At 35.4% G+C, this 24,782-nt stretch carries 24 protein-coding genes, 1 other RNA gene and 2 pseudogenes; 13 read left to right on the plus strand and 14 right to left on the minus strand.

Translation table 11 applies throughout. The features are described 5' to 3' along the window. Positions 1-9: 9 nt before the first annotated feature. Positions 10-931, minus strand: a pseudogene (gene rdgC / locus ACPUVN_RS03480) (recombination-associated protein RdgC). Positions 932-1,923: 992 nt separating this feature from the next. Here rdgC and ACPUVN_RS03485 point away from each other — a divergent pair. The 5 genes from ACPUVN_RS03485 (at position 1,924) to ACPUVN_RS03505 (ending at position 7,701) form a co-directional block, all read left to right on the plus strand. Then, a complete protein-coding gene (locus ACPUVN_RS03485; RefSeq protein WP_426369969.1) occupies positions 1,924-2,844 on the plus strand; it encodes a porin in 921 nt (306 codons plus the stop codon). Between the two features lie 566 nt (positions 2,845-3,410). Next, the gene (phoB, locus tag ACPUVN_RS03490) at positions 3,411-4,106 is read left to right on the plus strand and encodes a phosphate regulon transcriptional regulator PhoB (RefSeq protein WP_426357991.1); all 696 of its coding nucleotides are present in this window, start codon (positions 3,411-3,413) and stop codon (positions 4,104-4,106) included. Between the two features lie 3 nt (positions 4,107-4,109). Beyond that, complete coding sequence (gene phoR / locus ACPUVN_RS03495; RefSeq protein WP_426357990.1) at positions 4,110-5,417, plus strand: phosphate regulon sensor histidine kinase PhoR; 1,308 nt, start codon at positions 4,110-4,112, stop codon at positions 5,415-5,417. A 272-nt stretch (positions 5,418-5,689) separates the two neighbouring features. Beyond that, positions 5,690-6,655 (plus strand): PstS family phosphate ABC transporter substrate-binding protein, encoded by a 966-nt coding sequence (locus ACPUVN_RS03500; RefSeq protein ID WP_426357989.1) that lies wholly within the window; start codon positions 5,690-5,692, stop codon positions 6,653-6,655. A 182-nt stretch (positions 6,656-6,837) separates the two neighbouring features. Then, positions 6,838-7,701 carry a prohibitin family protein gene (locus ACPUVN_RS03505; protein ID WP_426369970.1) on the plus strand — a complete coding sequence of 288 codons (864 nt, stop codon included), beginning with the start codon at positions 6,838-6,840 and terminating at the stop codon, positions 7,699-7,701. 188 nt (positions 7,702-7,889) lie between these two features. Here the strand turns inward: ACPUVN_RS03505 and ACPUVN_RS03510 are convergent, their stop codons facing one another. Next, entirely contained in the window at positions 7,890-8,795 is a 906-nt protein-coding gene (locus ACPUVN_RS03510) for a LysR family transcriptional regulator (RefSeq protein ID WP_426369971.1), read from the minus strand. A 222-nt stretch (positions 8,796-9,017) separates the two neighbouring features. Between ACPUVN_RS03510 and ACPUVN_RS03515 the strand changes: the two genes are divergently transcribed. The 4 genes from ACPUVN_RS03515 to ACPUVN_RS03530 all read left to right on the plus strand — a co-directional run bounded on the left by ACPUVN_RS03515 (position 9,018) and on the right by ACPUVN_RS03530 (position 13,459). Further along, entirely contained in the window at positions 9,018-9,695 is a 678-nt protein-coding gene (locus ACPUVN_RS03515; RefSeq protein WP_426369972.1) for a glutathione S-transferase family protein, read from the plus strand. 94 nt (positions 9,696-9,789) lie between these two features. Continuing rightward, positions 9,790-10,917 carry a zinc-binding dehydrogenase gene (locus ACPUVN_RS03520; protein ID WP_426369973.1) on the plus strand — a complete coding sequence of 376 codons (1,128 nt, stop codon included), beginning with the start codon at positions 9,790-9,792 and terminating at the stop codon, positions 10,915-10,917. 378 nt (positions 10,918-11,295) lie between these two features. Next, positions 11,296-11,610: a hypothetical protein gene (locus ACPUVN_RS03525; RefSeq protein ID WP_426357984.1), complete on the plus strand. Its 315-nt coding sequence runs from the start codon at positions 11,296-11,298 to the stop codon at positions 11,608-11,610. Positions 11,611-11,908: 298 nt separating this feature from the next. Further along, positions 11,909-13,459, plus strand: a complete 1,551-nt coding sequence (locus ACPUVN_RS03530) for a DUF5916 domain-containing protein (protein ID WP_426370547.1) — start codon at positions 11,909-11,911, stop codon at positions 13,457-13,459. On the opposite strand, the pseudogene ACPUVN_RS03535 reads toward ACPUVN_RS03530, so the two are convergent. From ACPUVN_RS03535 to ACPUVN_RS03545, 3 genes and pseudogenes are all read right to left on the minus strand, one after another. Continuing rightward, positions 13,396-14,355: pseudogene (locus tag ACPUVN_RS03535) on the minus strand (integrase arm-type DNA-binding domain-containing protein); the annotation flags it as partial. The gene ACPUVN_RS03530 and the pseudogene ACPUVN_RS03535 overlap by 64 nt on opposite strands. A 292-nt stretch (positions 14,356-14,647) precedes the next feature. Then, entirely contained in the window at positions 14,648-15,265 is a 618-nt protein-coding gene (locus tag ACPUVN_RS03540; protein WP_426357981.1) for a hypothetical protein, read from the minus strand. A 20-nt stretch (positions 15,266-15,285) separates the two neighbouring features. Continuing rightward, complete coding sequence (locus ACPUVN_RS03545; RefSeq protein ID WP_426369974.1) at positions 15,286-15,528, minus strand: hypothetical protein; 243 nt, start codon at positions 15,526-15,528, stop codon at positions 15,286-15,288. Positions 15,529-15,776: 248 nt separating this feature from the next. On the opposite strand from ACPUVN_RS03545, the gene ACPUVN_RS03550 reads away from it, so the two are divergent. Together ACPUVN_RS03550 and ACPUVN_RS03555 are read left to right on the plus strand one after the other, a co-directional pair. Continuing rightward, complete coding sequence (locus tag ACPUVN_RS03550) at positions 15,777-16,292, plus strand: hypothetical protein (RefSeq protein WP_426369975.1); 516 nt, start codon at positions 15,777-15,779, stop codon at positions 16,290-16,292. 123 nt (positions 16,293-16,415) lie between these two features. Beyond that, positions 16,416-16,949: a hypothetical protein gene (locus tag ACPUVN_RS03555; RefSeq protein WP_426369976.1), complete on the plus strand. Its 534-nt coding sequence runs from the start codon at positions 16,416-16,418 to the stop codon at positions 16,947-16,949. Between the two features lie 47 nt (positions 16,950-16,996). On the opposite strand, the gene ACPUVN_RS03560 is transcribed toward ACPUVN_RS03555, so the two are convergent. From ACPUVN_RS03560 to smpB, 7 genes are all read right to left on the minus strand, one after another. Further along, the gene (locus ACPUVN_RS03560; protein WP_426369977.1) at positions 16,997-17,557 is read right to left on the minus strand and encodes a YagK/YfjJ domain-containing protein; all 561 of its coding nucleotides are present in this window, start codon (positions 17,555-17,557) and stop codon (positions 16,997-16,999) included. A 342-nt stretch (positions 17,558-17,899) separates the two neighbouring features. Next, a complete protein-coding gene (locus ACPUVN_RS03565) occupies positions 17,900-18,328 on the minus strand; it encodes a hypothetical protein (RefSeq protein ID WP_426369978.1) in 429 nt (142 codons plus the stop codon). Positions 18,329-18,336: 8 nt separating this feature from the next. Continuing rightward, positions 18,337-18,591, minus strand: coding sequence for a helix-turn-helix transcriptional regulator (locus ACPUVN_RS03570; protein ID WP_426369979.1), 255 nt, complete (start codon positions 18,589-18,591; stop codon positions 18,337-18,339). A 75-nt stretch (positions 18,592-18,666) separates the two neighbouring features. After that, positions 18,667-19,125 (minus strand): hypothetical protein, encoded by a 459-nt coding sequence (locus tag ACPUVN_RS03575; protein ID WP_426369980.1) that lies wholly within the window; start codon positions 19,123-19,125, stop codon positions 18,667-18,669. A gap of 1 nt (position 19,126) precedes the next feature. Continuing rightward, the gene (locus ACPUVN_RS03580) at positions 19,127-20,365 is read right to left on the minus strand and encodes an integrase domain-containing protein (RefSeq protein WP_426369981.1); all 1,239 of its coding nucleotides are present in this window, start codon (positions 20,363-20,365) and stop codon (positions 19,127-19,129) included. 175 nt (positions 20,366-20,540) lie between these two features. Further along, positions 20,541-20,890: a transfer-messenger RNA gene (ssrA, locus tag ACPUVN_RS03585) on the minus strand. A gap of 93 nt (positions 20,891-20,983) precedes the next feature. After that, positions 20,984-21,466, minus strand: coding sequence for an SsrA-binding protein SmpB (smpB, locus tag ACPUVN_RS03590; protein ID WP_426357974.1), 483 nt, complete (start codon positions 21,464-21,466; stop codon positions 20,984-20,986). Positions 21,467-21,617: 151 nt separating this feature from the next. On the opposite strand from smpB, the gene ACPUVN_RS03595 reads away from it, so the two are divergent. Further along, positions 21,618-22,049 (plus strand): SRPBCC family protein, encoded by a 432-nt coding sequence (locus ACPUVN_RS03595; protein ID WP_426357973.1) that lies wholly within the window; start codon positions 21,618-21,620, stop codon positions 22,047-22,049. A gap of 16 nt (positions 22,050-22,065) precedes the next feature. After that, a complete protein-coding gene (locus ACPUVN_RS03600; RefSeq protein WP_426357972.1) occupies positions 22,066-22,398 on the plus strand; it encodes an RnfH family protein in 333 nt (110 codons plus the stop codon). Positions 22,399-22,529: 131 nt separating this feature from the next. Here the strand turns inward: ACPUVN_RS03600 and ACPUVN_RS03605 are convergent, their stop codons facing one another. Both ACPUVN_RS03605 and recN read right to left on the minus strand, forming a co-directional pair. Next, the gene (locus tag ACPUVN_RS03605; protein WP_426357971.1) at positions 22,530-22,877 is read right to left on the minus strand and encodes an outer membrane protein assembly factor BamE; all 348 of its coding nucleotides are present in this window, start codon (positions 22,875-22,877) and stop codon (positions 22,530-22,532) included. 164 nt (positions 22,878-23,041) lie between these two features. Continuing rightward, positions 23,042-24,709: a DNA repair protein RecN gene (gene recN / locus ACPUVN_RS03610; RefSeq protein ID WP_426369982.1), complete on the minus strand. Its 1,668-nt coding sequence runs from the start codon at positions 24,707-24,709 to the stop codon at positions 23,042-23,044. Between the last annotated feature and the right edge of the window lie 73 nt (positions 24,710-24,782).

A 24,782-nucleotide genomic window follows, 5' to 3' on the forward strand; every position in this document is an offset into this window, starting at 1 on the left:
CTTTTCAGATTAAGATTCTAAGTAGTCTTGTGTTTTAACTGAAAACTCAGCTAATAAGTCATCAATTAAACGGTTGATTTCACCCGCCATTAATGAGAAATCTGCATCTAATTTAGCAATAATATCATCGCTATCAATATCGTCGTTTTGTTCTTGTAATACATCAAAAAACTTTAAACGTTTAATTGCTAAGTCATCACATAGAATAAATGAAATTGCGTCATCCCATTCAAGAGCAAGTTTAACTACATATTTATCAGCATCTAAATGCGCTTTAATTTCATCGCTTGCTAGGTCTTGATTTTTAACGCGAACTACTGCGCCGTCATCACCTAAAGCATTAAATTCAGCTTCCATACCTAAATTGAAATTGTCGCCAAGTTCAGTACCTGAAACCCAGTCTGTCATTATTTCATCAGGTGCTTTTTCTGGAGATACAGAAGTGACAGGTAAAGTGCCAAGTGCTTTACGTAATAAAGCGAGAAAGTCTTCAGCTTTGCCTCTAGAACCTGTGTTAATAACAATAATGTTATGTTCAGGGTTGATATAAGCGTGCGTATCAGTTACACGTGAAAAAGCGCGTGGTAGCAATTCAAAAACAATATCTTCTTTGAATTGCTCTTTTTCTTTTTTAGTTGCAGAGCGAGAATGCTCTACTTCATGTGCCGCTATTTTAGCTTCTAGTTGATCTTTAATAACAGGAGCTGGAAGAATCTTTTTCTTCTTTTCTAGCACATAATAAAAAATTCTTGTTTACACCATGAACAATAGTATCGCCATGTTTACCAAGCGCGTTTACCCAACCAAAATGTGATTGTTCAGTAGAGGCGCAGGGTGTAAATAAATGCTCAGAAAGTTGTGTTTCAATATCTTGCTCAGACAATTCAAAAGGGCGCGTGAAAGCAAAGAAATAAAGGTTTTTAAACCACATTGATAATAATCCTGCCCCATATTTATAGGGATGTTGATTGAAGAAAGTGCGTAATAATAGCTTAATTCATTGAGTTTATCATTGAGTTTATCATTGAGTTAATTATTGAAAAGTCATTTAAAGTGTTTCTTGTTGTTTTATTTTTATTTAGTAATTTTTCAAAGCTATATTTATAGCGGGTTTAACAAGCAATAATATTTATATAGACGTATGACGGTTTTAAAAAGCTAATTAAAAAGATCTTTAATACGAGGGAAATATTTATTTTAATTGAAAATAATCTTACATAAAACTGACTTACTCTCAAACTAAGCTAAAGCTGCTGTGAACATTTATTATTCTTTGAATGAATATTAGGGTCTGTTGACCTTCGAGGTTGTTTTTACAGCAAGGTGTTTGCTATTTAGAAAAGGCAGAGTATGTGACGTGTAGCTGGCTACTCGAACAGACGATAACGCCCTGTCTATCCAAAGTTAGGAATTTCAAACACATGCTGCCCTTTGGGTTCATTTAAAACGAATTTACTCATTGCTGCCTACATGGAGTCCGTACTTGGGTTATGTTGGAACGTATAACCCGTGTTCGCTTTTTTAATACGACTACATGGATGCAGAAGGTAGGGCGACTCAGGAGACAAAGCCGAGAATAACTATTAGACAAAGCTCACATCGCGATTAAATCCGTTTTAAAATGAATAAAATTTAACCTTGAAAGATCAATAGGCCCTAGTTTGATTTAACTAAAAGATGTTTTGTCTCAATAGATAAATAGTAAAGACGATAATTATCGCTAATCAATAAGTTAGTCTATGTTTATAAGTGTATTTTTTCTTAAATTAGTCATAAAAAAGACATGCTTTTGACATATAATTTTAACTCTAATGTAATAAAAGTTTAAGATTTATGACGCATTGTAATAAAATTGTCATATATGATCGGCAAAATGTGCCGCATTAAACAACTTCAAATCAAATATTAAATTTAAGGCACAACATGAAATTTACTAAAAATATACTTGCCATTACTGTTTTATCTTCTTTATCAATTTCAGCATTTGCTGCAGACGTTACCTTATATGGTAAAGCTAACCTTACTGTTCAATCATCAGATGATGGTGAAGGTTCTTATACTGAAGTAAAAAGTAATGCATCGCGCATTGGTCTTAAAGGTACTCATGCATTAGAAGATGGCCTTGAAGTTGTTTACAAAGCTGAATTTCAAGTTGATCTTGATGGCGACAGTGACGATAACATTACTAGCCGTAACCAATACATAGGTTTACGTGGTGCTTTTGGTGAAGTGTTAGTAGGTAAAAACGATACTGTTTTAAAACAATCTCAAGGTAAAGCTGATCTATTTAGTGATTTAAATGGCGATATTAAAAGTCTTTTTGAAGGTGAAAATCGTTTATCTGACACAATCACTTATAAGTCGCCTAAATTCTCAGGCATTCAATTAGGTGTTACTTACATCGCAGAAGACAGTGTTGATGGCGAAAGTGGTGTGTCTGTGTCAGCTGTATATGGTGATGCTAAACTTAAAAAATCTGATATTTACGCTTCATTAGCAGTTGATTCTGAAGTTGATGGCTATGACGTAATACGTGCAACGGTACAAGGTAAGGTAGCAGACTTTACATTAGGCGCTATGTTACAAACACAAGAAAACATTGACGGTACTGAAGAGATGGACGGCGTAATGCTATCGGCTAAGTACACTGTAAATAAAATGACATATAAAGGTCAGTTCCAAGCAGCAAATTACAAAGATGGTGATGATCAAACAGGCATCACTGTAGGTGTTGATTATAAATTAGCTAAAAGTACCAAGCTATTTGCTTTCTATACTAATTTTGATTTAGACACTCAAGAAGATAAAGAATACTTAGGTGTAGGCGTTGAATATAACTTCTAAGTAAATTGTCTTTTGTATACCTTAAAAAACCGTATTTATTACGGTTTTTTTATATCTATACGCATTACTATTTAATATGCAGGCTTCAGAGTGGTTGAGCGATTTCAATTCAAGGCGCTATGATTTAATAATGGTTACTCTCTTATCAATCAAAGCACAGCTTTTTTTGCTCCAGGCAAAAGCTAAGTACTTGTATCCATGCAAGCAACGACGAAGTGATATTGCTCAAACACTTCTCCGATGGGCTTAAAGTTCATTTATACTGTGTTGTTAAATGAAAGAATAAAAATACTAATTCTTTGCTGTATGAACACATATTACGTTTGAAGCGTTAAACCTGTGTCTAAATGAGTTTTAAGTCCTGCACTTTGAGTAGTAATGGGTATAAATGATAGTGATATAAAGACCATCTTGATATTATGTATTTAATATCGGCTTTGTCATAAAAGTGTCACCTAAATTTAGCACAATAAACATATACATATTTTACTCGTCTATAGTAATAGCCAGATGAGTAAATTCAACATGGTTATATTGACCGCTTTTTGAAACATAGCAGGAATTTTATGAGCAGACGTATTTTAGTTGTTGAAGACGAAACGCCAATCAGAGATATGATTACTTTTGTTTTAGAACAAAATGGATTTAATGTTGTTGAGGCTGAAGACTTTGAACAAGCAGCAAAGAAAGTTGTAGAACCTTACCCAGATTTAATTTTATTAGATTGGATGCTACCTGGCGGTACGGGAGTTAAATTAGCTAAATCTTTGAAGCAAAATGAATACACCCGAAATATTCCGATTATTATGTTAACGGCTAGAGGTGATGAAGAAGATAAAGTTAAAGGTTTTGAAGCTGGCGTAGATGATTACGTTACTAAACCTTTTTCACCTAAAGAGCTTATTGCTCGTATTAAAGCCGTTATTCGCAGAGTTTCGCCAACTTCTTTAGAAGAAGAAATTGAATTTCATGGTATGAAGTTAGATCCTGTTTCACACCGTGTATCTATTAATGATAGTAATTTAGATTTAGGCCCTACGGAATTTCGCTTACTGCATTTCTTTATGACTCACACTGAACGTGTATATAGCCGCGAACAGCTATTAGATAATGTTTGGGGAACCAATGTTTATGTTGAAGATAGAACGGTAGATGTTCATATTCGACGTTTACGCAAAGCTATTTCTGGTCAAGGTCATGAAAACTTCATTCAAACGGTTCGTGGTTCAGGCTACCGTTTTTCAGGAAAATTATCGTCTTAAACTATGAATTTTAAATTAATTATTCGTACGCTATTTCTCAAGTTAGGTACTTGGCTCTCACTGAGCATATTTGTGGGTTATTTGTTAGATAGCGTTTGGGCTGTGTTAGCCTTATGTAGCCTTGTTGTTATTGCTTGGCATTATCGACATTTGTACGAATTTATTAATTGGATATGGCAAAGCAAAGCGATTTCTCCACCTCAAGCTGAAGGTGTTTGGGGAGAGATATACAATGGCTTATATCGCCAAATAAAAAAACAACGTCAAAAACAAAAGAACTTAAACGATAAGCTACGCCAATTCAGAGATGGGGCAGAAGCTTTACCTGATGCTGCATTAGTTTTATCTAAAGACTTCATTATTCAATGGGGTAATAAAAAAGCCCAAAAGTTATTAGGTGTTCGTACGTCGGGCGATGTTGGTCAACGTATCGATAACCTCATTCGATTTCCTATCTTTTCTAAATACCTAGAAGCTCAGAACTGGGAAACACCTTGTCATATCGTTTCACCAGTAAATAATGAGGTTCATTTAGAGCTCAGGTTTATGGCTTATGGTACCGATCACTTCTTATTTATCGCCCGTGATGTCAGTAAAATTCGCCGCTTAGAAGAAATGCGTCGTGACTTTGTTGCCAATGTATCTCATGAACTTAAAACACCTTTAACCGTGGTTCGTGGTTACATTGAAATGATACAAATGGAAGAAGATGCGTTTAATCCTTATTGGAAGAAAACATTTTCGACTATCGAATCCCAAGTCTCTCGCATGGATAGATTAGTTGAGCAGCTACTCGTATTGTCTAAAACCGAAATAAATGTAGATAACCAAGCGCAAAATCTTGTGAATGTGCCTGAGCTTATTGAAGATTTAGTTGAAGATTCACAGTGGTTAAATCAAGAAAGTAAGCACACCATCACAATAGATATTGATCAAAGCATTGGCCTGTTAGGTTTTGAAACTGAACTAAAAAGTGCATTTTCTAACTTATTATCTAATGCCATTGCTTATACAAATTTAAACGGCAACATTCATGTAACGTGGAAAAAACACGGCAACAAAATGATGTACAGTGTTAAGGATGATGGACCTGGTATTGGCCAGCAGCATATTGCTCGATTAACCGAACGATTTTATCGTATAGATAAATCTAGATCTCGTGATACGGGTGGTTCAGGATTAGGGTTAGCGATAGTTAAGCATGTATTAAATCATCATCATGCAGAACTAAAAGTTGAAAGTGTATTAGGCAAAGGCAGCGAATTTATTATTATATTTGAAGCAAAGAGTTTAGTGGTTTTAACAAAATAACTCGGGTGTTATACATTTCAGATACTCATAGTCGCTACTTTCAATAGCGACTTTTTTATCTCTGAATCTCTATTTTGTTATTTTTTACTTACCGTAACTTTTATATTGTTTTTATATTCACTTAAAATCTAATCTTTTTCCAAATTACATTTTTATTTCTTTTTTATTTCACCTGTCATCTAACTGTCACATATCTCCCATATAATTTTCATATTGCGTTTATACAGTAGATCGCAACCAACTATATATAACTATTTACGTCGGAGAATGACATGGGTTTTAAACGTGCTTTAAGCATCTTAAGTTTTACAAGTTTAGTAAGTCTTTCAACTTTAGCGGTTGATAATAATTTACCAGAATACAAAAAAGTAAGTGGCGTTTCAGGAACACTATCATCAGTAGGTTCAGACACTTTAGCTAACATGATGACATTTTGGGCTGAAGAATTTAAACGCACTTACCCGAATGTAAATGTACAAATTCAAGCGGCAGGTTCTTCTACTGCTCCACCAGCTTTAACTGAAGCAACTTCAAACTTAGGTCCAATGAGCCGTAAGATGAAGTCGAGAGAGATTGAAGCTTTTGAAAAAAGATATGGTTATAAGCCTACCGCTGTTCGTGTAGCGATTGATGCTTTAGCGGTATTTGTTCATAAAGATAACCCAATTAAAGGTCTTCGTATTGACCAATTAGATGCAATATTTTCTAACAACAGAAAATGTGGCGCAGATAAGAATGTTGATCGCTGGGGTGACTTAGGTTTAACTGGCGCTTGGGAAGGTAAAGACGTTCAATTATACGGTCGTAATTCAGTATCAGGTACTTACGGTTACTTTAAAAAGAAAGCGCTTTGTAAAGGCGATTTCAAAAATACAGTAAACGAGCAACCAGGTTCAGCTTCAGTAGTGCAATCTGTATCAGCTTCTTTAAACGGTATCGGTTATTCAGGTATTGGTTATAAAACGTCTGGTGTACGTGCATTACCTTTAGCTAAAAAAGGCGATAACTTTGTAGAAGCTAACATGGAAAATGCTGTGAATAACAAGTACCCGTTATCACGTTACTTATATGTTTACGTAAACAAGCATCCTAACAAGCCTTTATCTCCTATGGATGCTGAATTCTTGAAGATGGTTTTATCTAAATCAGGTCAAAAGATTGTTGAGAAAGATGGGTACATTCCATTACCAGCAAAAATTGTTGGAAAAGAATTTAAAAAGTTAGGCTTTAACTTATAATTCTACCTGTTAAATAACTAGCTTATATAACTCATACTCCGAAAGGGGTATGAGTTTTTTGTATTTACCGCCCAACATTTATTCTCTTCAGTCGTTAAGTAAACTGTTTCTATACATCATGGCTTTAGTTATTATAGCGCGCGTGATATTTATCATGCGGTTGATAACTTAAGGATGAACAAATGAATTTTCAAAAATTAAATATTCCAGTAAAAACTATTATAACGATAGCAGCGTGTTTAGTGTCGCTAATGGGATCTATTTATACAGTGAATGAAGGACACATTGGTATAGTAAAACGCTTCAGCGAAGCTAAAGAACAAGTAAACCCAGGACTACATTTTAAAGTACCTTTTATTGATAGTGTTGAAGAAATAGAAGTTAGAACACGTAAAAATGAAGAAAGAATGGCGTCTAGCACTAAAGAACAAATGCCTGTTACGGTTAGCGTTTCTGTTAACTGGACGGTAGATAAAACTGCAGCATTAGAGTTATTTAGACAATACGGTGGTCTTTCACAATTTGAAAGTAGAATTTTAGATCCAAGATTTAGATCGGCAACTAAAGACGTGATCCCACGCTTTGATGCTGAGAAACTTATTCAAGACAGAGCGAGCGCGATCCAAGCAATTGAAGCTAACTTAATCGAAGAGATGAAAGACTTCCCTGTAACCGTTGATAACATTCAAATTGAAAACATTCAATTACCAGCTAAGTACTTAACCTCTATTGAAACTAAGCAAACTGAAAAGAACTTAGCGGCAGCAGAAGAACATAAACTTGCCAGACAAAACTTAGAAGCACAACGAGATGTAAACACTGCCAAAGCAAAAGCTGACGGTATTAAATTAGTGGCTATCGCAGAAGCTGAATCTATTCGCATAAAAGGCTTAGCAGAAGCAGAAGCTATTACGGCAAAAGCTAAAGCGTTAGGTGATAACCCGTTAATTGTTAAGTTAACAGAAGCTCAAAACTGGGACGGTAAATTACCTTCAACCATGTTAGGTGGTCAGAATATGCCTATTTTAGACCTACGAGCTAAATGATTTTTAAAATGATTTTTTAAAATAACTTAGTTTAAACATAAATTAAAAAAGACGCTGAGAGGCGTCTTTTTTTATACGTAAATTCGTAGAAAAAGCGAAAAATAATAACAACGCTTTAAAATTTCATCTTACTATGATTAAAACTGTAAGCTGATTGTAGATTGATAATACGCAATGTTATCTTATTTTTAATTTCCGACTTTTATTCTTTCAACTAAAAAATCCACGGCGGCTTTTACTTTAGGTACTAAATAACGTTGTTTTTGATACAACAAATAAACGGCAAAATTAGAACTTTGAGTGATGGCTAACTCATGTTCAAACTTAAGTTCTTGTAACTTGCCTGATTCTAGAAGTGAAGCTAACGCCCATCGAGTAGACATAAAAATACCTTCTCCATTGCAGGCTTTTCTTGCTAGCCAAGGTCCGTTATTTGAAATAGCTACGGCGGGTCCTGATACATCATGCCATTGGCCATCTACGTTACATAACCAAGGTGTTGCTCCTGTAGGTGTTTTGAAATAAAGACCTTTATGCTCCTTTAGTTCCATCGCATTGTTAGGCATGCCGTACTTTTCTAAATAGCTTGGTGAAGCGACAGGGATAAAGCCATTGTCCATCAATCGTATTGCTAGCACTCGTTCATTGGGTGCATAACCACCGCGAATAGCAATATCGACATCATCACGCCCAAGTGTTGATAACTCGTCGCTCAAACTAACATCTAATATAATCTCAGGATATAACTCGCTGAATTCATCTAATAAAGGCAGTAATATTTTATCACCAAAACCTACCATCGAACTTATACGTAAACGTCCCATTGGTGTTGTTTGGTAGCTACGTACAGTCTCATTACTTTGTTCTAGTTGATTCAGTATTTGCTGTACATCTTTATAATAAATTTGTCCTACTTCTGTCAGCTTAACAATTCGGGTAGAGCGCTTTAGCAAGGTTGCTCCTAAACTCTTTTCTAAATCAGCTACGCGTCTCGACAATGATGATGGAGGTACATTAAAGACCTTAGCCGCTTTTGTGAAACTGCCTGTTTCTACAACTGTACTGAAATAGCGTATTGCGCGTAGTTGATCCAACTAACTTCTCCATAAATATGTAGATGAGTTCGCTTTATTGTTGTCTTTAAAGCAATAGTGATTGGTATTTTCACCTATATATGATCATATTTAAATAGGTAATAATAGATTTAAGTTAAACATTACAGCCTAACTCTGCTGTAATGTTTTAAATACAGAAGCTTTAATTGTACTTTTGAGCAAATAAAAGCAATTTTCACGTTAATGATGGAATACTGACTTATGATTACTCTCCACGGTTTTGCCGCTAGCAACTATTACAATCTAGTGAAACATGTACTTCTATATAAAAACCTGCCATTTGATGAACACCTTGTTTACGGTGGTAGCGAAGAGTTACTTGAAATTAGCCCTGCTGGCAAAGTACCCGTTATCTCAACACCTGAAGGCTTTACTCTTTCAGAATCTAGCGTTATTTGTGACTTTATTGAAGAGACTCACCCAGAAACTCCGCTATACCCAGAAAATGCTGAAGAACGCGCTGCTGTGCGTCAAATTATGAAAATTTCCGAGCTTTATTTTGAATTGCCAAGCAGACGATTTATACCTTATGTACTTTCAGGCGCAGAAGTTCCTGAATCGATTAAAGTTGAAGTACGTCAAGTATTAAGTCGTGGCGTTACAGCTTTGAGTCGTTTGTGTAAGTTCTCTCCTTGGATTGCGGGCGAACAATTTACCATGGCTGATATCTATGTTTATTACGTAAATACTATTGTGAGCAATTTCGGCTCTAGCCAACTTGAATGGGATGTTCTAGCCGATATACCAGGAATGAAAGAGTGGAATGATTCAATGAGCCAATCTGACATTGCTAAAAGTATAGAAGCAGATCGTTTGGCAAATATACCTGAGTTTATCCAAAAGGTGAGAGCTCAGATCAAAGCGGCACATGCTAAATAATATTTAGTGATAAAGATTTAACGACAAACAAAATACAACCAATGACAATCAGCTTATTGGTTAAACAAATTTAATTATTTGCAGGAGAAACCCCATGAAAAATACAAATATTCAGCTTACTTCAACAATCAATGAAGATAATAAACTAACACTTGCCTTAGAAAATATCGAAATGCCACAACCAGGGGCCGATGAAGTTGTTATCCGTATCGAAGCTGCTCCGTTAAACCCTTCTGATTTAGGCGTTCTATTTAGTGCTGCTGATATGACAACAGCGACACAATCAGGCACTGAAGAAAGCCCAGTTATTACAGCTGATGTTCCTGCTCAGTTTATGCCATCTCTTAAAACACGTGTTGGTAAAGCAATTGCTGTGGGAAATGAAGGTGCAGGTACTGTAGTTACCGCAGGATCATCGCCTGCAGCACAAGCATTAATGGGTAAAACTGTTGCTGTGATTGGTGGCGGAACATATCGCCAATACCTCTGTGCTAATGTGCAAAGTTGCTTAGAATTGAAAGAAGGCACAACAGCGAAAGAGGGCGCATCTTCTTTTGTTAACCCACTTACTGCATTAGCTATGGTTGAAACCATGCGTGCTGAAGGTCATAAAGCTATTATTCATGCAGCGGCTGCTTCTAACCTTGGTCAAATGTTAAATCGCATTTGTATTGCAGACGGTATCGACTTAATTAATATTGTACGTAAAGAAGAACAAGAAACTTTGTTACGTGATATGGGCGCAAAATATATTGTTAACTCAAGTAGCGAGTCTTTCATTGCCGACTTAACGGCGGCTATTATTGAAACAGGCGCAACCATCGCGTTTGACCCAATTGGTGGCGGCGAATTAACAAGTGATATTCTTAACTGTATGGAAGTTGCAGCAGCTCGCGATATGAAAGAGCACAGCCTTTATGGTTCAGATACCTTCAAACAAGTATATATTTATGGCGCATTAAACCGTGGTCCTATTACATTAAATCGTAACTTCGGTTTTGCTTGGGCTGTAAATGGATTCTTATTATTCAATGCACTAGGTAAGTTAGGTACTAAAACGGTAATGACAATGCGTAAACGTGTTGCAGATGAAATAACCACAACATTTGCTAGTAAATACACCCATGAAGTGTCTTTAGCTGAGATATTAAAATTAGAATCAATAGCAGGTTATTCTAAACAAGCTACAGGTGAGAAGTACTTAATTAAACCTCAAGCTTAATTCTTTTGATGTTTAGATAAGAGATGGGCTCATAATGAAGTGCTTTCTAACAGATGTAGAGCAGATACTGATTATAGTATCTGCTTTTTTATTGGTTAATTTTTAACTCGAGCAAGGATCTATATTTTTAAACTTAGTATTATGTAAATGATCACAAAATAGAATAGAGGTACTTCAATGCAGAGTAACTTTTATTTAACAAGAAGGTAGCTGATGAGTTATTTTTAGTATGTAATAACTTTAAGCGCCCATTAATACTGGTTACGATTAGACTAAATTTATACTTTTTCTATTATTAATAATAATTAATGTTTTAGTAATCTAGGCTTTATTATCTTTACGTTAAACTGATTATAATTAAATCAGAGGGTGTAAATGATGAAAGCTTTAAATATTATAATGATAAATTATATCATTGCGTTTTCTACTCTGTCGTTTTTCTCCTCTTGTGCGCATGCAGTTGATATTGATGGAAAGCTTGATGACGCCATTTGGAATGATGTTCTGAGTGAAACCACTAATTATGAAGTATCTCCCCAAACATTAAATAAGATAAACAATAATTTTTCTTACAAAATAGTAACAGCCAAAACAGGTCTTTATATTGGTTTAACCGCAAATAAATCGAAGCCTCTGAGGCTTAGAACTCAAGAGAATGATGCTGAATTTTCAAATCATGCTGGATATGAATAATAACGCTCAAGATGCTTATGTATTTGCAATAAATCACCAAGGTAAATATTTTGACGGCATGCTAAATGTAGATAAGGATCTGGATTTAGATTGGAATGCTTCGTGGGAATACGCAATTAGCGCTGATAATAAAAGTTGGTCGGCAGAAGTTTTCATTCCATGGAGTGCAATGTCATTTAGCATAAAAGAAAAAAATCGCTTCGGAATGTATATTAGCCGATTTGATGAAAGCACCAACGCCATTTATGCCTCATCGGCAGCTACCTCTTCCATGAACAGCTTTTATCAACAGTTTACAATGCACACTGCAAAGATAGACAGCCCAGAAAAGTGGGACATTTTCCCTTATGTTTCGTGGAATAGAGACATAGAAGCGGGTCAAAATAACAGCTCTGTTGGTACAGAAACCTTTTGGCAATCTGGTTATGGACAAAAATTAAGTGCGACACTCAATCCTGACTTTGGTCAAATTGAATCAGATGAACTGGTCGTTAACTTTTCTGCTATTGAGACATTTTCTACTGAAAAGCGTCCATTTTTTAATGACAATCAAAGCATTTTTGATGTAGAAGGTCCTGAAGACTTGAATATAGTGTACACACCAAGAATTGGTGGAAAGTCATATTATGATAAGAGTTACAAAAATGAATTAGATTCAGCCGTCAAATATACAATGAATCAACCTGATTTTGATGTTGGTTTAATATCAGCATTTGAAAGTTCAACAGTACAAAACAAAGGTCGTGACTTCTTTGTACTAAGAGGGCAGTACGCTTTAGGTGTAAATAAAATAGGTGTGTCGTTAAACCGGGTTGATACACCAAGTATTAACAGAGTAGCAACGGTAGCCTCGTCGGATCTTCATTATGCCGTGTCAGAAGATACGTCATTGAATTTTGGTGTTATTAGAACCGAGTCAGAAGTTGATGATGTTTTACTTCGAGACAGTGGTTGGTGGGTAACAGGCAGTTCAGATATAAATGAACAGCATTCCCACGAATTTAAGTATTTTGTATATGGCGATGATTTAGAACTGAATGACCTTGGTTACGTTAAACGCATCAACCTAAAACAATTTGAATACGGGTATCAATACAAAATCCCCAATGTGTCTATCGAGCAAATTCGAGATATAACTTTTTCTTTAGATTCTGAATTTAAAACAAACGTTCAAGGTGAAAAGCTACCAACAGAAATTAAAGGAAGTGTCGAAGTCGTAACCAATACAGAGTTTGAATATGAAGTTGAACTGAAATATACCTCCTCTGGATTTGATGATTTAACGACACGTGGCAACCATTCAATATGGTTTCCATCAGCTAATAAAATTACGTTAAACTTATCGTCTCCAGAATACTTTTGGGGAAAATATGAAGCTGAAATAGAAGTAGGTGGTGAAGGCTGGGGTGGGCAGTTTTATAATTTTGAAGCGAGCATTATTCATCAATTTAGCGAAAACATTAATCTAGGAGTTGCTGTTTCACAATATAATAGTGATAGCTGGATAGATTGGGATGAAGACAATATTATAAATGAATACAATTTCACCGAACAAGGAATTGAATTTAGCTTAAATTATCAAATTGATGACACACAAGAATTACGATTAAAGTTTGAGCCCCTCATTGGTAAAGCAAATGGCATAGGACATTATAGTGTTAAAAGTGATGGCTTAGCAGAATACCAAGATACGATTGATGATTTTGCTTTTTCTGAAAGTGCATTTCAGTTGCGTTATAAATATGCCTTATCAAAACTAACTGCGCTTTATTTAAGTTATGCCTTTGCTGTTGATTCATTAGCGTGTCTTTTAGGATCTCTATCGGCAGGGAAAACATATTCTCTATGACCGCTAATAGGTTGTAGTCTTTGAAGTATTTCTAGTGCTTGCGCTGTTAATGGTACGGTATGTTCACGCGCCTTTTTCATGCGATCGGCAGGAATAACCCAAAGCCTATTTTCTAAATCTATTTCTGACCACTTAGCGCCAGCCGCTTCACTTGGTCTAACCATTGTGTGTAATTGCCATTCTATTAAACAGCGAGTGACTAATTTAATGCTGGCGTAACCTAATGTTTTTAAAAATTCGGGTAATTCATCTGGGGTAAGCGTTGGCATGTTTTGTTTAGTTGGTTTTTTAAATGCCGATCTTATACCTGTTAATGGGTTCGCATGTATTAGCCCTGTATTAACAGAATAAGTCATAATTTCATTTAAACGCTGTGATAGTCGCTTAACAGTTTCAAGCGTTCCCTTTGCCGCTATGGGTTTGAGTTCTTCAATAACGATAGGAGCGGTAATTTTACTTATGGGGTAATTGCTAAGCGCAGGAAGTATATGAAGCTCTAGCGAACGCCAAACATCTTTGGCTGTGTCAGCTTTTATTTCTTTTTTTTTTATTTCAAACCAATTGGTAGCAACATGAAAAAATGTATTAGCGTGTTGCTCTTGTTGCTGGCGTTTATTTTTATCTTTATGTTCTTTGGGATTTATATCTTTAGCTATTAGCTCTCTTGCTTTATCTCTAAGCTTTCTAGCATCAGCAAGACTTACTTCAGGATAACCACCTAAACCCATTGAAGAACGTTTATTAGTATGAGGCTTTATATAATCGAGTAGCCAAGATTTATTACCATTGGGTTTTATTCTTAACTGTAAGCCTTTACCGTCTGAAAGCTTATAAACCTTTTCTTTAGGCTTAGCTTGCTTAATTTCGGTATTTGTCAGCGGATTAGTCTTTGCCATGTCACTAGGTACTACATGAGATTTTTTAGGTACTACATAATGGACTACTTAAATTGTTGATTGTCACTGGTCGTTAATAATCCTTATTGATAGTGCTATATAGCTACAGGCCAGTGAATATCAAATTTCAGGCATAAAAAAAGACGCTAGGACGCGTCTTAATCTTTGTAATTGGTGGAGCGGGGGTCATCTGAATTGATGTTTTAAGTGGTTGTTATATATGCTTATCCTGTATCTATGCTTGTTGTGAACCCCTAACTAACCCCCTTAACTGTTATTGTCACCCCATATATTAACTACAATCACTCATAAATTGATCACCAAAAGTTGTTTTCATTTGAGCAACTGCCATAGGCCAATATTGTTTTTCTAACTCGGTTATCTTATTTCGCCTTTGTTCAAATGTTTTCCAGCGCATCCATTTAGGTTTAGGCCAAAAAGTAACTTGCGCAAACATGTTATTCACTTCAGGCCAATCATAACCCCATAACTCTTTTCTTAACTTTCTTATTCGCCTCATCAGTCTGTCTTGTGGGCGTTCACTTTGCGTTGCGTAATGTAAGCCGATACATTGCCTACAACCATAGGCGTATTTAATCGCATAAAGGCTTTGGCGTTGTTTTTGGCAGTAGGGGCAAGTTATGTATAGTTTATTGCTGGCGCTATTGTTATCGAGCTTTAAGGCTATTTTATGAGGCTTGTCTTTTATTGTGAATGTTACATAACGAACGCCATTTTTATTTTCTTCTAGCTTTAATTTTTGATGTTCATTACTAAGCTGTTCAGCATTGAGTGAATAAAATCCTAATGGCTTAGTAAGTAATGACTTAAACACATTAGCATTTATGCGGTGATATTCGCTTGTATAAGCTCTGGTTTGCTTTCTACCGTAATGATGACCTTTAGGCATTCTTATTTTACTCTGAAAAACTAACTAGAGAAAATATCATCTTCGCCAGTTTCCCTACGTGCTGTAATAACGCCAACTTGTTTAATTGGGGCACAAACAAAAGGCATTAGTTTAGTTAAGAAGTTTAACCTTTGAACAGGGTCTTTAATGTCGGCTAGTGTACTGGGTAAATTGGTTAACTCAGTTTGAATGGCTTGGTTAATTAAGTTTCTAATGTCGCCAGCCATATATTTACTGTTAGGTACTTTATTCGTGGTTGCCATGTTAAAAGTCTTTTTGTAATGATTTCTTTACAGTGTATCATTTTTTTCTTGTACGAAAAACAGGTTGTAATTTTAAGTTATATTACGTTCTTACACTGAATATATGCTTAGTTAATCTGAGCCGTTATTGATATATTAACGACTCGAAGTCTAACAAACCTCTACCTATTTATAAGTTGAATTTTATGAAGATTTTAATATTAGTAACCGTTTCATTATTTTTGTGTTCCTGTTCAAATACGGGAAACATGGGGTTAGGTTATGACTTTAGTAAAAAAATAATTTTTGAGCATAATATTGTACAAAAGAAAAACCCTAAAACATCTGGGCGCGTTAGTATTAAATATGAAGCACCATTTTTATTGTATGATACTGAACTTAATAAATTAGCTGATAGTTTAGTAGGACGTACACCTAATCATGCTGAACAAGTCAATGTTGGAAATAGTATAGATAAAGGAGGCTTGTTATCAGTGACTATAGAGCGTTCTACAATAGGTGCGGCTAACAATAAATATTTTGAATTTGTTGTACTCACTGATGAAGTTGAGGTTTATAGACGTTCTGGCCGCGATGATATTGCTGAGATACCTCGACATTCTACAGGGAACTGGTGGAACATAAAGTCAATTGGATTGAAAAATCCCTTTCGTTATAATTTGAAAGTTTATGTTATTGACAAGTTATCAGGCGGTCGAGATGAGTTCATCATAACTCGCCCAAACGATATGCCATATTCAGATGCGGATCCAAGAACTAAGTAAACTTACAACTTTTTGAATTGATGTTTAATTAATTATATATTCAATATACGTTGTTTAATACGTTCAGATTCAATCTGATTTTTTATTAAAAATAGGTGTTAAAGTTGTTTTAAAGGAGAGAACATGCGAATAAATAAATGTTTATTATCTGGAATTATAATTTTTGCTTTAAATGGTTGTGCTCAAATAGCCGCTGATATGGAAGCTTTATCGGGACTCTCAGCTTTATCAAGTTCACCGTCTGAGGCTGAGGTTGAATCAGCTAAAACGTTAAATTCACCTATTGCTATTTCCGCTATAAATGCTGAACGTAATTTTGCGAATGGTATTGATGTATCTATTACTTATAAAAACATTGATGAATCACGTATTGTAAAATATGCGACGTTTAAGGTGATATTTAAGAATAGAGTTAACGATTTGGTGTTCGGGGAAATTTCAGGGAAAAGTCATACTTATTTACAAGCTACAGGCCCTTTTAAACCCAATGAAGTTATTTGGGGTGGTTATAATGGATGGAGCAACGTTTTCTATCATACAAATGCTAGCCAGGTTGAGATCGTTTCACTAAGTGTCGAATTTATGAATGGGGATGAATTAAAAGATATAAATATTCGAGGAATACAAGGTGGGATTGGTATCATTTCTCAAAAATAAGCCTGTAACTAAAAAATTAATTTTTCAAACCCATTATATTTTAACGTTTATTTAATACGGCTTGTACCATAGTTTTTGGTTTGTGCTGGTTTATTACCTTTGGTCGCATTTTTAGCGAAATATGATACTCGGTAAATGATATCAGCCAAAGTTTGATAGTCTCCCCGTCTATAGTTGTAATATGGGTTTACTGGTCGGTGTATGTTGCTACCGCCTACGCTTTTCCATATATCGATCATTGGCTGATAAATATGTTTGATATTTTGTATTCTATTGCCGTTGAGTATTAATACTTGGTGGTAGTGCTCAGGTTTATTATCAACTTTTTCTCTTACCCAATGATAAGCCATCTCTTTAGTTTTTTGATATTTAGCCAAGTGTCTATCTAGCTTAATATTAAAGGCTTTCATAATAGCATTTGTATCATAACTATCTTTTACATCAAGAATAAAAATATAAACGAATAACTTATTGTGGCGGTTTTCCATTACAGCCAATTGCCCTAAGAAACTGTTTAATATTCGTTCATTAATACCACTATTTTTAGCGTTAACTTCATAATAGTTCCCGTTATAAAGTCTATAATCAGTGCCTAATTTAGTGTACATGTAGGCACACTTTTAATTGATTATGATCTCTAGCCCCTTTAGTTATTCTTTTAATAGATAGAATACATAATAACCTAGCTGAAACAGTGCTTTTATTAGTTTGATTACTACCCATTATTAAAGGGATACAGGTTAACTTTGTGTTAGTGAAACCTTTGTGTAAAACCATCGTTTGAAATTTATAACGATTATTAATGGTTAATAGTTCAATATTTAGATGGTTGTATTTTGCTGGTGAATTATCTTTTATGATGAACATTTGCTACTATCTCTTGTGTTGTGGCTAGTGCTTTAGCGGTCAAACTTCATCCACTAGCCAGTTCATACGAAAGCCTACTTTAATTAAGTGGGCTTTTTACTTTCTATACGCTGTTGATATTCCTTGTCAGCTTCGGCCTTTTCTTGCTTGGCTTGTTCAAGGCGTTTAACAGCGTTTTTAGTGCCGTAATACGAACGGTCTTTATATTGTTTTCGGGCAATGGTTCGCGCGTCTTTGTCTTGCTCCCAATCACAAGAAAAGTGCCGTTCATCAAGATTGTAGTAAGTTTGCTTTTTACCCTTAAATTCACCCTGTTCGGTATGAATAAGCCAGTGCTGATAGTACTCACCAGTTAGCTGTTGTAGGTAAGCTCTGAAGCCGCCACCTAGTTCATTACAAAGGTGATCTCTTGCGTGTTTATTGCCATCAGATAGAATTAAAAGTAATTCATAAGCAGGGCTAGTTATTTCAGGCAATGCGCCATCAGGGGCAGTAAATAATAAATTATCCATGTTGCCTCCTAAGCTACTTGCTTGCGCTGTTGGATAAGATCACGTACAAGTACTTTGATTTCTTCTTTTGATTTACTTTCAATGCGAGCTTGAATAACAGCTTCTACTTCATGTTTGATATAAGCAACAGCACGATCACCGATTGATACAGGAGGGCAAAATAGCCCCGCTTTTTCATCTAGTTGTAATGCTGATTTAGATCTAGCCGTTAATGTTAAAACTGGCTTTCTACGGATTAGTTCAATAGTTTTTTTAATTTTCATATCAGTACCTGTATTGGTTTTTAGTAACTGATATGGGATTTTAAACACATTCTTTAATATAAATACTGGGAAATATTATTTATTACTTCCCACCCTATCTTTGTATGCTGAAAGGTCGTTTTCAAATTCATTTAGGTATAACTTATCCATAAAAGCTTTGACACGTTCATCCGTAATCATAGCAGTAGAATTTGTCATAAGGTTACTAACTGATTTTCTATCTACTCCCAATAATTTGGATGCCATGTTTTTTGATGTTTTCAGAACATAATAATCAATTTTTATAGGGTCTATGGTTATTTTATTAGGATTACCTGCTCTCTTTTTTTTAATTTCAGGCTTCAGGTCGGCACTCATATTTTTAAATAATATTTCCGCAATAAAATTATTAGCTAATGAATTATTCTCTAATGATTCAATATAGCTAAGAATTAATTGGTGTTTTTTGGTAAAGCTAGATTTATCTTTATAATATGACATCGCTAACTTCTCTAATGGACGACTAATAAATTCGAACGCTGTTTCATCGTCCATATTAAACTGCCCTTAAATTTTGATTAGGATTTAGGATAAACTTGCCTGTTTGCGCCTGCTCTATATGCTCAGACCACCAATACATTAACTTTCGCCTACGTTCTAGGTATTTAGCACGATTATAAGCACGTCTAACTTCATTTTTATCTACGTGTGCTAGTGCTGCTTCAATTACATCAGCATCGAAACCTTGTTCGTTTAATGTGGTACTGGCTAATGCGCGCATACCGTGAGCAACAAGCTTTTTATGATAGCCCATGCGCTTTAGTGCTGCGTTTGCGGTTGATTCATTGGCGTGTTTCTTTGGATCTCTATCGGCAGGAAACAAGTATTCTCTGTGACCGCTTATAGGTTGTAAGCGTTCTAATAGTTCTATTGTTTGTTTTGTTAGCGGTACAGTGTGATCACGCTTCTTTTTCATGCGCTCGGCAGGAATAAGCCATAGGTTATTTTCTAAATCTATTTCTGACCATTTAGCGCCAGCCGCTTCGCTTGGTCTAACCATGGTATGAAGTTGCCATTCAATTAAACAGCGAGTAACTATTTTTATGCTGGCGTAACTAATTGTTTTCATTAACTCAGGTAATTGATCAGGGGCTAGGGTGGGCATATGTTGTTTTTCAGGTTTTTTAAATGCCGCTTTTATTCCTGTTAATGGGCTAGCATGAATAAGTCCAGTATTAACGGCATAGTTCATTATTTCATTTAGGCGCTGTGTGAGTCGTTTAACTGTTTCAAGACTACCTTTTTCCGCTATCGGTTTGATAACATCAATTGTTAGGGGGGCAGTTATTTTACTAATTGGGTGTTTTCCTAACGCTGGAAAGATATGTAATTCTAATGACCGCCATAAGTCTTTAGCATAATCCGTGCTAATTTCTGTTTTTTTAACTTGAAACCAATTAGCGGCTATTTGTTCAAAAGTATTACTTAGGGTTTCTTGTTGCTGGCGGTTTAGTTCGTCTTTGTGTTCTTTAGGGTCAATATCTTTAGATAATAACTCGCTTGCCTTTGTTCTTAATTCCCTTGCTTCAGCTAGGCTAATACTTGGATACATACCAAAAACTAATTCAGCACGTTTTGAAACGAATGGTTTTTTGTACATAAACAACCAAGACTTTGAGCCGTTTACTCTTACCTTTAATACTAAACCAGCTCCATCAAATAGCTTGTAAGGCTTCTCTTTAGCTTTAGCTTGTTTAACTTCTGTATTTGTTAAAGGTTTCGTTATTTTAGCCATTTTAGGGGGTTCACTTTTATGAATTAGTCTTGAACCCCTTAACAGTACCCCTAAAAATGCTGAATGTCATTAATTATTAAAAAGCGTTAAAAACCACTAAATGCGCTTGTAAGGCACTGTTTATTGAATTTTAGGCATAAAAAAAGACGCTAGGACGCGTCTTAATCTTTAAAATTGGTGGAGCGGGGGGGAATCGAACCCCCGTCCAAAAAACCTACATCCTCGGTACTACATGCTTAGTCGATTATTTATTTAACCAATTGGACGCCAATCGACAGGCTTCGTCATGGTGAGCTTAATACTATTTCGCGGTTCAGCCTTAAGCGTGCTTCCCTCGCTATCCTGTTTGGGGTGACCATCGATCCTCTAAACAACAGGACAATTTTTGAGGCGATGGCTAGCCTAAGCGGCTAGTGCGAACGTTTCGTCGTTTGCAATTATAGTTTTGCGGCTTTTTACGAGGCCAACCGCCCCTCGGCATGCACCTTGGGTTTCGTGAATCTTGTCGAATCCTAAATCCGCCCCAAAGTTTACTCTTTTTTCTATAAGCTATAATAGCTTATGCCGTGCATTGTACAACGCTTAGTTTAAATAGACAACGTGGTAATTTTTAACCAGTTATCGCTCTAAGTTTTTGTTTTTCATTAAACGACCTTTATCAACCGCCCATTCTCTGTCTTTAATATCAGAACGTTTGTCGTGGTCTTTTTTACCTTTACCTATGAAGAACTCTAATTTTACCCAGCAAGCCTTCCAATACATAGCCGTAGCGATTAGTGAGTAGCCATCACGCTCTACGTAAGCGGTAACTTGCTCTAATTCTCTACGGTTTAATAGTAATTTACGATCACGGTTTGGATCACATACTACGTGGCTAGATGCTGCATTGAGGGGCATTATTTCAGCACCAAGCAAATACGCTTCGCCATCTTTAATATGTACGTAACAGTCTGATATGTTTACTTTACCACTTCGGATTGATTTTATTTCCCAACCCTGCAAACTCATACCTGCTTCAAACTTATCGCTTAAAGTATAGTTATGACGAGCTTTTTTGTTTTGTGCAATGGTATTGTTATTTGATTTCTGTTTTTTTGCCATGTTAGTTCCATTCTTTTTGCCAAAATAGATAGCAAGCGGCGTCATTATACGGGGAATCAGTAGTATTTAAACGGCTTATTTATCATTTTTCATATTAATGCGTTTTTTGTAGAGTTTTGGTATGATGTCGCCCTTGAGAATTGGAGGATAAATGCCAAGTATTAGTCGTAGTGCGTTAGTAATGTATAGTGTTGAACAGATGTACAGCCTTATTAATGATGTTGTATCGTATCCTCAGTTTTTACCTGATTGTATTGATAGTAAAGTTGTTACTGAAGATGAAACGTCGATGACGGCATCGTTACTTATTTCCAAAGGTGGTATTAAAAAGTGGTTTACTACTAAAAATACGCTAAAAAGTAATTCTGAAGTGGTTATGGATTTAGTTGATGGTCCATTTAAAAAACTTACAGGTGGTTGGTTATTAACTCCTTTGTCCGACGAAGCATGTAAAATTGAGCTGGCGTTAGAGTATGAGTTTTCAAGTAGAGTTTTTGATTTAGCTTTTGGTAAAGTATTTAACCAATTAGCTAATAATATGGTTAAGTCTTTTACAAGCCGAGCCAAAGAGGTTTACGGTTAATATGGAGTCGAGCACGTTGGAAAGTAAAATTAGCGTTGAAGTTGTATACGGAACTCCAACGAGCCAAAAAATTATTGAAATAAAGGTTGATGCTGAATCTACTATTGAAAATGCAATTAAAGATTCAGGGATCATATCTATTTATCCTGAGATTGATTTAACGGTGAATGCTGTCGGTATTTGGAATAGAGCCGCTAAATTAACTGATATGCTTAATGATTTAGATAGAATTGAAATTTACAGACCTTTACTTGCTGATCCTAAAGAAGTTCGAAAACGCCGAGCTGAAAAAGCAAAAGAAGAGGGCAGAGCTAATAAAATAACGGGCGGTAGAGTTAAGTTATTATAGTTTTGGGTTTGTATTCTGTAATTGTTAAAACACAGATATTAAAAAAGGCTGAAATTTCAGCCTTTTTTATTGAAAATTTATCAATGGATTATTTTCAATCTCAATATATAAATTTCATCACACGGTCTGGTTTAGTTTTCCATTGGTGTGTTATACGATTCTGGTAATTCAAAGTCACCACTTGCTTTTACTAAGCGGTCATTTTCAAATACGACAGTGAAGCTCTTTTTCTTGTTATATTTTTCACTTTTACCTGATTTTAATCGGTAAACATAGTGCCAAGTATCATCTTGAAATGAATCTACAACTACAGGGCTTCCTAAAACAAATTTAACCTGTTCTTTGGTCATATTTATTTGGAGTTTATCGATGTCTTTTTGTCCAAGATAATTACCTTGCGGCATATCTAATTTATAAACCCAGCTTGAACAAGCACTAATTGATAAACATAAAATAAGGGTTACAGCACGAAACAACATGTATTTAAATTCTTCCTATGTAGAGGTAAGTGCAGATAATAACTAAGGTGAGCTTTATATACAAAGCTATTTTAATTTTATCTAACTTTTATACCTATTTGTCCTAAATATTGCCATGAGATCATTCAACCAGTTCAAATGTAATGTTCGGTATTAATGACCTATTAACTTGCAAGAAGCTCTTGGGCATTAGCTAAACTGGTATCTGTTATTTTGTTACCTGCGAGCAAACGCGCAATTTCTTGGACTCGACCATTTTCAGAAAGTTCCGTTACGGTTGTTTCGGTACGTGATCCGTCTGTTAATTTAGCAACAAATAGTTGTTGATGCCCTTTACTTGCTACTTGTGGTAAATGAGTAACACAAATAACTTGGGTGTTTTTAGCTAATGCTTGTAACTTAGAACCTACCATTGATGCTGTAGGTCCACTAATGCCGACATCAACTTCATCAAAGATCAATGTAGGTGTGACTATTTTCTCAGCAAGAATAACTTGCATAGCTAAGCTTATTCTTGAAAGTTCGCCGCCTGAGGCAACCTTATCCATTACTTCTAGTGGTTGACCTGGGTTAATACTTACTAGAAATGAGACATCGTCGCTACCTGTGATAGAAATCTTTTCATTTGCTGATGGTTGAATATCAACTTTGAACTCTCCATGAGGCATATTAAGATCTTGGATATTTGCGCTAATTAATTTACTTAATTTTTGTGCTGATTTAATTCGTGATTTAGTCAGTATGTTTGATGCTTCAAAATAACTAATTTTAGTTTTTTCAATTTCACTAGCAATTTCGATCAATCTGTTTTCATCAGAGCTAATGTTTTTCAATTCTACTGTGAGCTCTGCATGAAATTTCGCGAGGTTTTGTGGTGCTATTTGATGCTTTTTAGCAATTAATATGGCTTGAGAGTATCGTTCTTCAATAAGTGCATAGGTTTGAGGGTCTAGCTCTAAATTGTCGTAATAGTGTTTTAATTCGCTACTTGCATCTTCAATTTGTACTAGTGCTTCGTTTATTGTATTCGCGATATTTTCAAGCTTACCGTCTAGCTTTGATAGTGTTGTTAAGCTTTCGTTTGTTTTACGTAACGAGTCTATAATATTAAAGTTATCGTCTTCCGATAAAGTTTGGATGGAATATAAGGTATCGTTCAGAATGTCTTGAGCATTACTGTGACGTTTGTAGTCCAGCTCTAAAGTTTCAAACTCGCCATCTTGTAGTGAAAACTCATCTAACTCTGTTACTTGGTATTGTAATAAAAGTTGCTTTGCATCTCTTTGTAATTTCGTTTCATTTAATACGGCTAATTCATTACTGAGTTTTTTATAGTTATGAAAGTAGTATTGAACATCGTTAAGTAAATGGCTGTGGTTTGCGTAACCATCTAACATTTTACGTTGTTCTGTATTTTTCATGATCAATTGATGATCTTGCTGACCATGAATATTAATCAGTAAACCGCCAATTTCTTTTAATTGGGTTAGTGGAACTTGGCTACCGTTTATATAAGCCTTAGATCGACCTTCTGCAGATACTACACGGCGCAATATACATTCATTCTCTTCGCTAATTAAATCGTGTTGGTTTAACCATTTAGCAGCATGTTTATTTTTTGAAATATCGAACGTAGCTGCTAGCTCTGCCTTTTTAGTCTCAGGCCTTACAACATTAGTTGTCGCTCTTGCACCTAAACATAAACCTAAGGCATCTATAGCAATAGACTTACCAGCACCTGTTTCACCCGTGATAGTTGTCATGCCATTTTGCCAATCAATATCTAGTGTTTTTACGATAGCGAAATTTTGAATATTTAAGTGTAATAACATAATGCGATTTAATGGTTAAAAACAATTAACTGTTAATTTATACAGTAATTGTTTTTTATGCAAGTGTTGAATG

Origin of the sequence: Pseudocolwellia antarctica (genome assembly GCF_049933045.1) — a bacterium.
GTDB lineage: Bacteria > Pseudomonadota > Gammaproteobacteria > Enterobacterales > Alteromonadaceae > Pseudocolwellia.

Coding starts and splice junctions, on each gene's coding strand:
- ACPUVN_RS03485 (WP_426369969.1), top strand. CDS start 1,924: ATGAAATTTACTAAAAATATACTTGCCATTACTGTTTTATCTTCTTTA.
- phoB (WP_426357991.1), top strand. CDS start 3,411: ATGAGCAGACGTATTTTAGTTGTTGAAGACGAAACGCCAATCAGAGAT.
- phoR (WP_426357990.1), top strand. CDS start 4,110: ATGAATTTTAAATTAATTATTCGTACGCTATTTCTCAAGTTAGGTACT.
- ACPUVN_RS03500 (WP_426357989.1), top strand. CDS start 5,690: ATGGGTTTTAAACGTGCTTTAAGCATCTTAAGTTTTACAAGTTTAGTA.
- ACPUVN_RS03505 (WP_426369970.1), top strand. CDS start 6,838: ATGAATTTTCAAAAATTAAATATTCCAGTAAAAACTATTATAACGATA.
- ACPUVN_RS03515 (WP_426369972.1), top strand. CDS start 9,018: ATGATTACTCTCCACGGTTTTGCCGCTAGCAACTATTACAATCTAGTG.
- ACPUVN_RS03520 (WP_426369973.1), top strand. CDS start 9,790: ATGAAAAATACAAATATTCAGCTTACTTCAACAATCAATGAAGATAAT.
- ACPUVN_RS03525 (WP_426357984.1), top strand. CDS start 11,296: ATGAAAGCTTTAAATATTATAATGATAAATTATATCATTGCGTTTTCT.
- ACPUVN_RS03530 (WP_426370547.1), top strand. CDS start 11,909: ATGCACACTGCAAAGATAGACAGCCCAGAAAAGTGGGACATTTTCCCT.
- ACPUVN_RS03540 (WP_426357981.1), bottom strand. CDS start 15,265: ATGCCTAAAGGTCATCATTACGGTAGAAAGCAAACCAGAGCTTATACA.
- ACPUVN_RS03545 (WP_426369974.1), bottom strand. CDS start 15,528: ATGGCAACCACGAATAAAGTACCTAACAGTAAATATATGGCTGGCGAC.
- ACPUVN_RS03550 (WP_426369975.1), top strand. CDS start 15,777: ATGGGGTTAGGTTATGACTTTAGTAAAAAAATAATTTTTGAGCATAAT.
- ACPUVN_RS03555 (WP_426369976.1), top strand. CDS start 16,416: ATGCGAATAAATAAATGTTTATTATCTGGAATTATAATTTTTGCTTTA.
- ACPUVN_RS03560 (WP_426369977.1), bottom strand. CDS start 17,557: ATGTACACTAAATTAGGCACTGATTATAGACTTTATAACGGGAACTAT.
- ACPUVN_RS03565 (WP_426369978.1), bottom strand. CDS start 18,328: ATGGATAATTTATTATTTACTGCCCCTGATGGCGCATTGCCTGAAATA.
- ACPUVN_RS03570 (WP_426369979.1), bottom strand. CDS start 18,591: ATGAAAATTAAAAAAACTATTGAACTAATCCGTAGAAAGCCAGTTTTA.
- ACPUVN_RS03575 (WP_426369980.1), bottom strand. CDS start 19,125: ATGGACGATGAAACAGCGTTCGAATTTATTAGTCGTCCATTAGAGAAG.
- ACPUVN_RS03580 (WP_426369981.1), bottom strand. CDS start 20,365: ATGGCTAAAATAACGAAACCTTTAACAAATACAGAAGTTAAACAAGCT.
- smpB (WP_426357974.1), bottom strand. CDS start 21,466: ATGGCAAAAAAACAGAAATCAAATAACAATACCATTGCACAAAACAAA.
- ACPUVN_RS03595 (WP_426357973.1), top strand. CDS start 21,618: ATGCCAAGTATTAGTCGTAGTGCGTTAGTAATGTATAGTGTTGAACAG.
- ACPUVN_RS03605 (WP_426357971.1), bottom strand. CDS start 22,877: ATGTTGTTTCGTGCTGTAACCCTTATTTTATGTTTATCAATTAGTGCT.
- recN (WP_426369982.1), bottom strand. CDS start 24,709: ATGTTATTACACTTAAATATTCAAAATTTCGCTATCGTAAAAACACTA.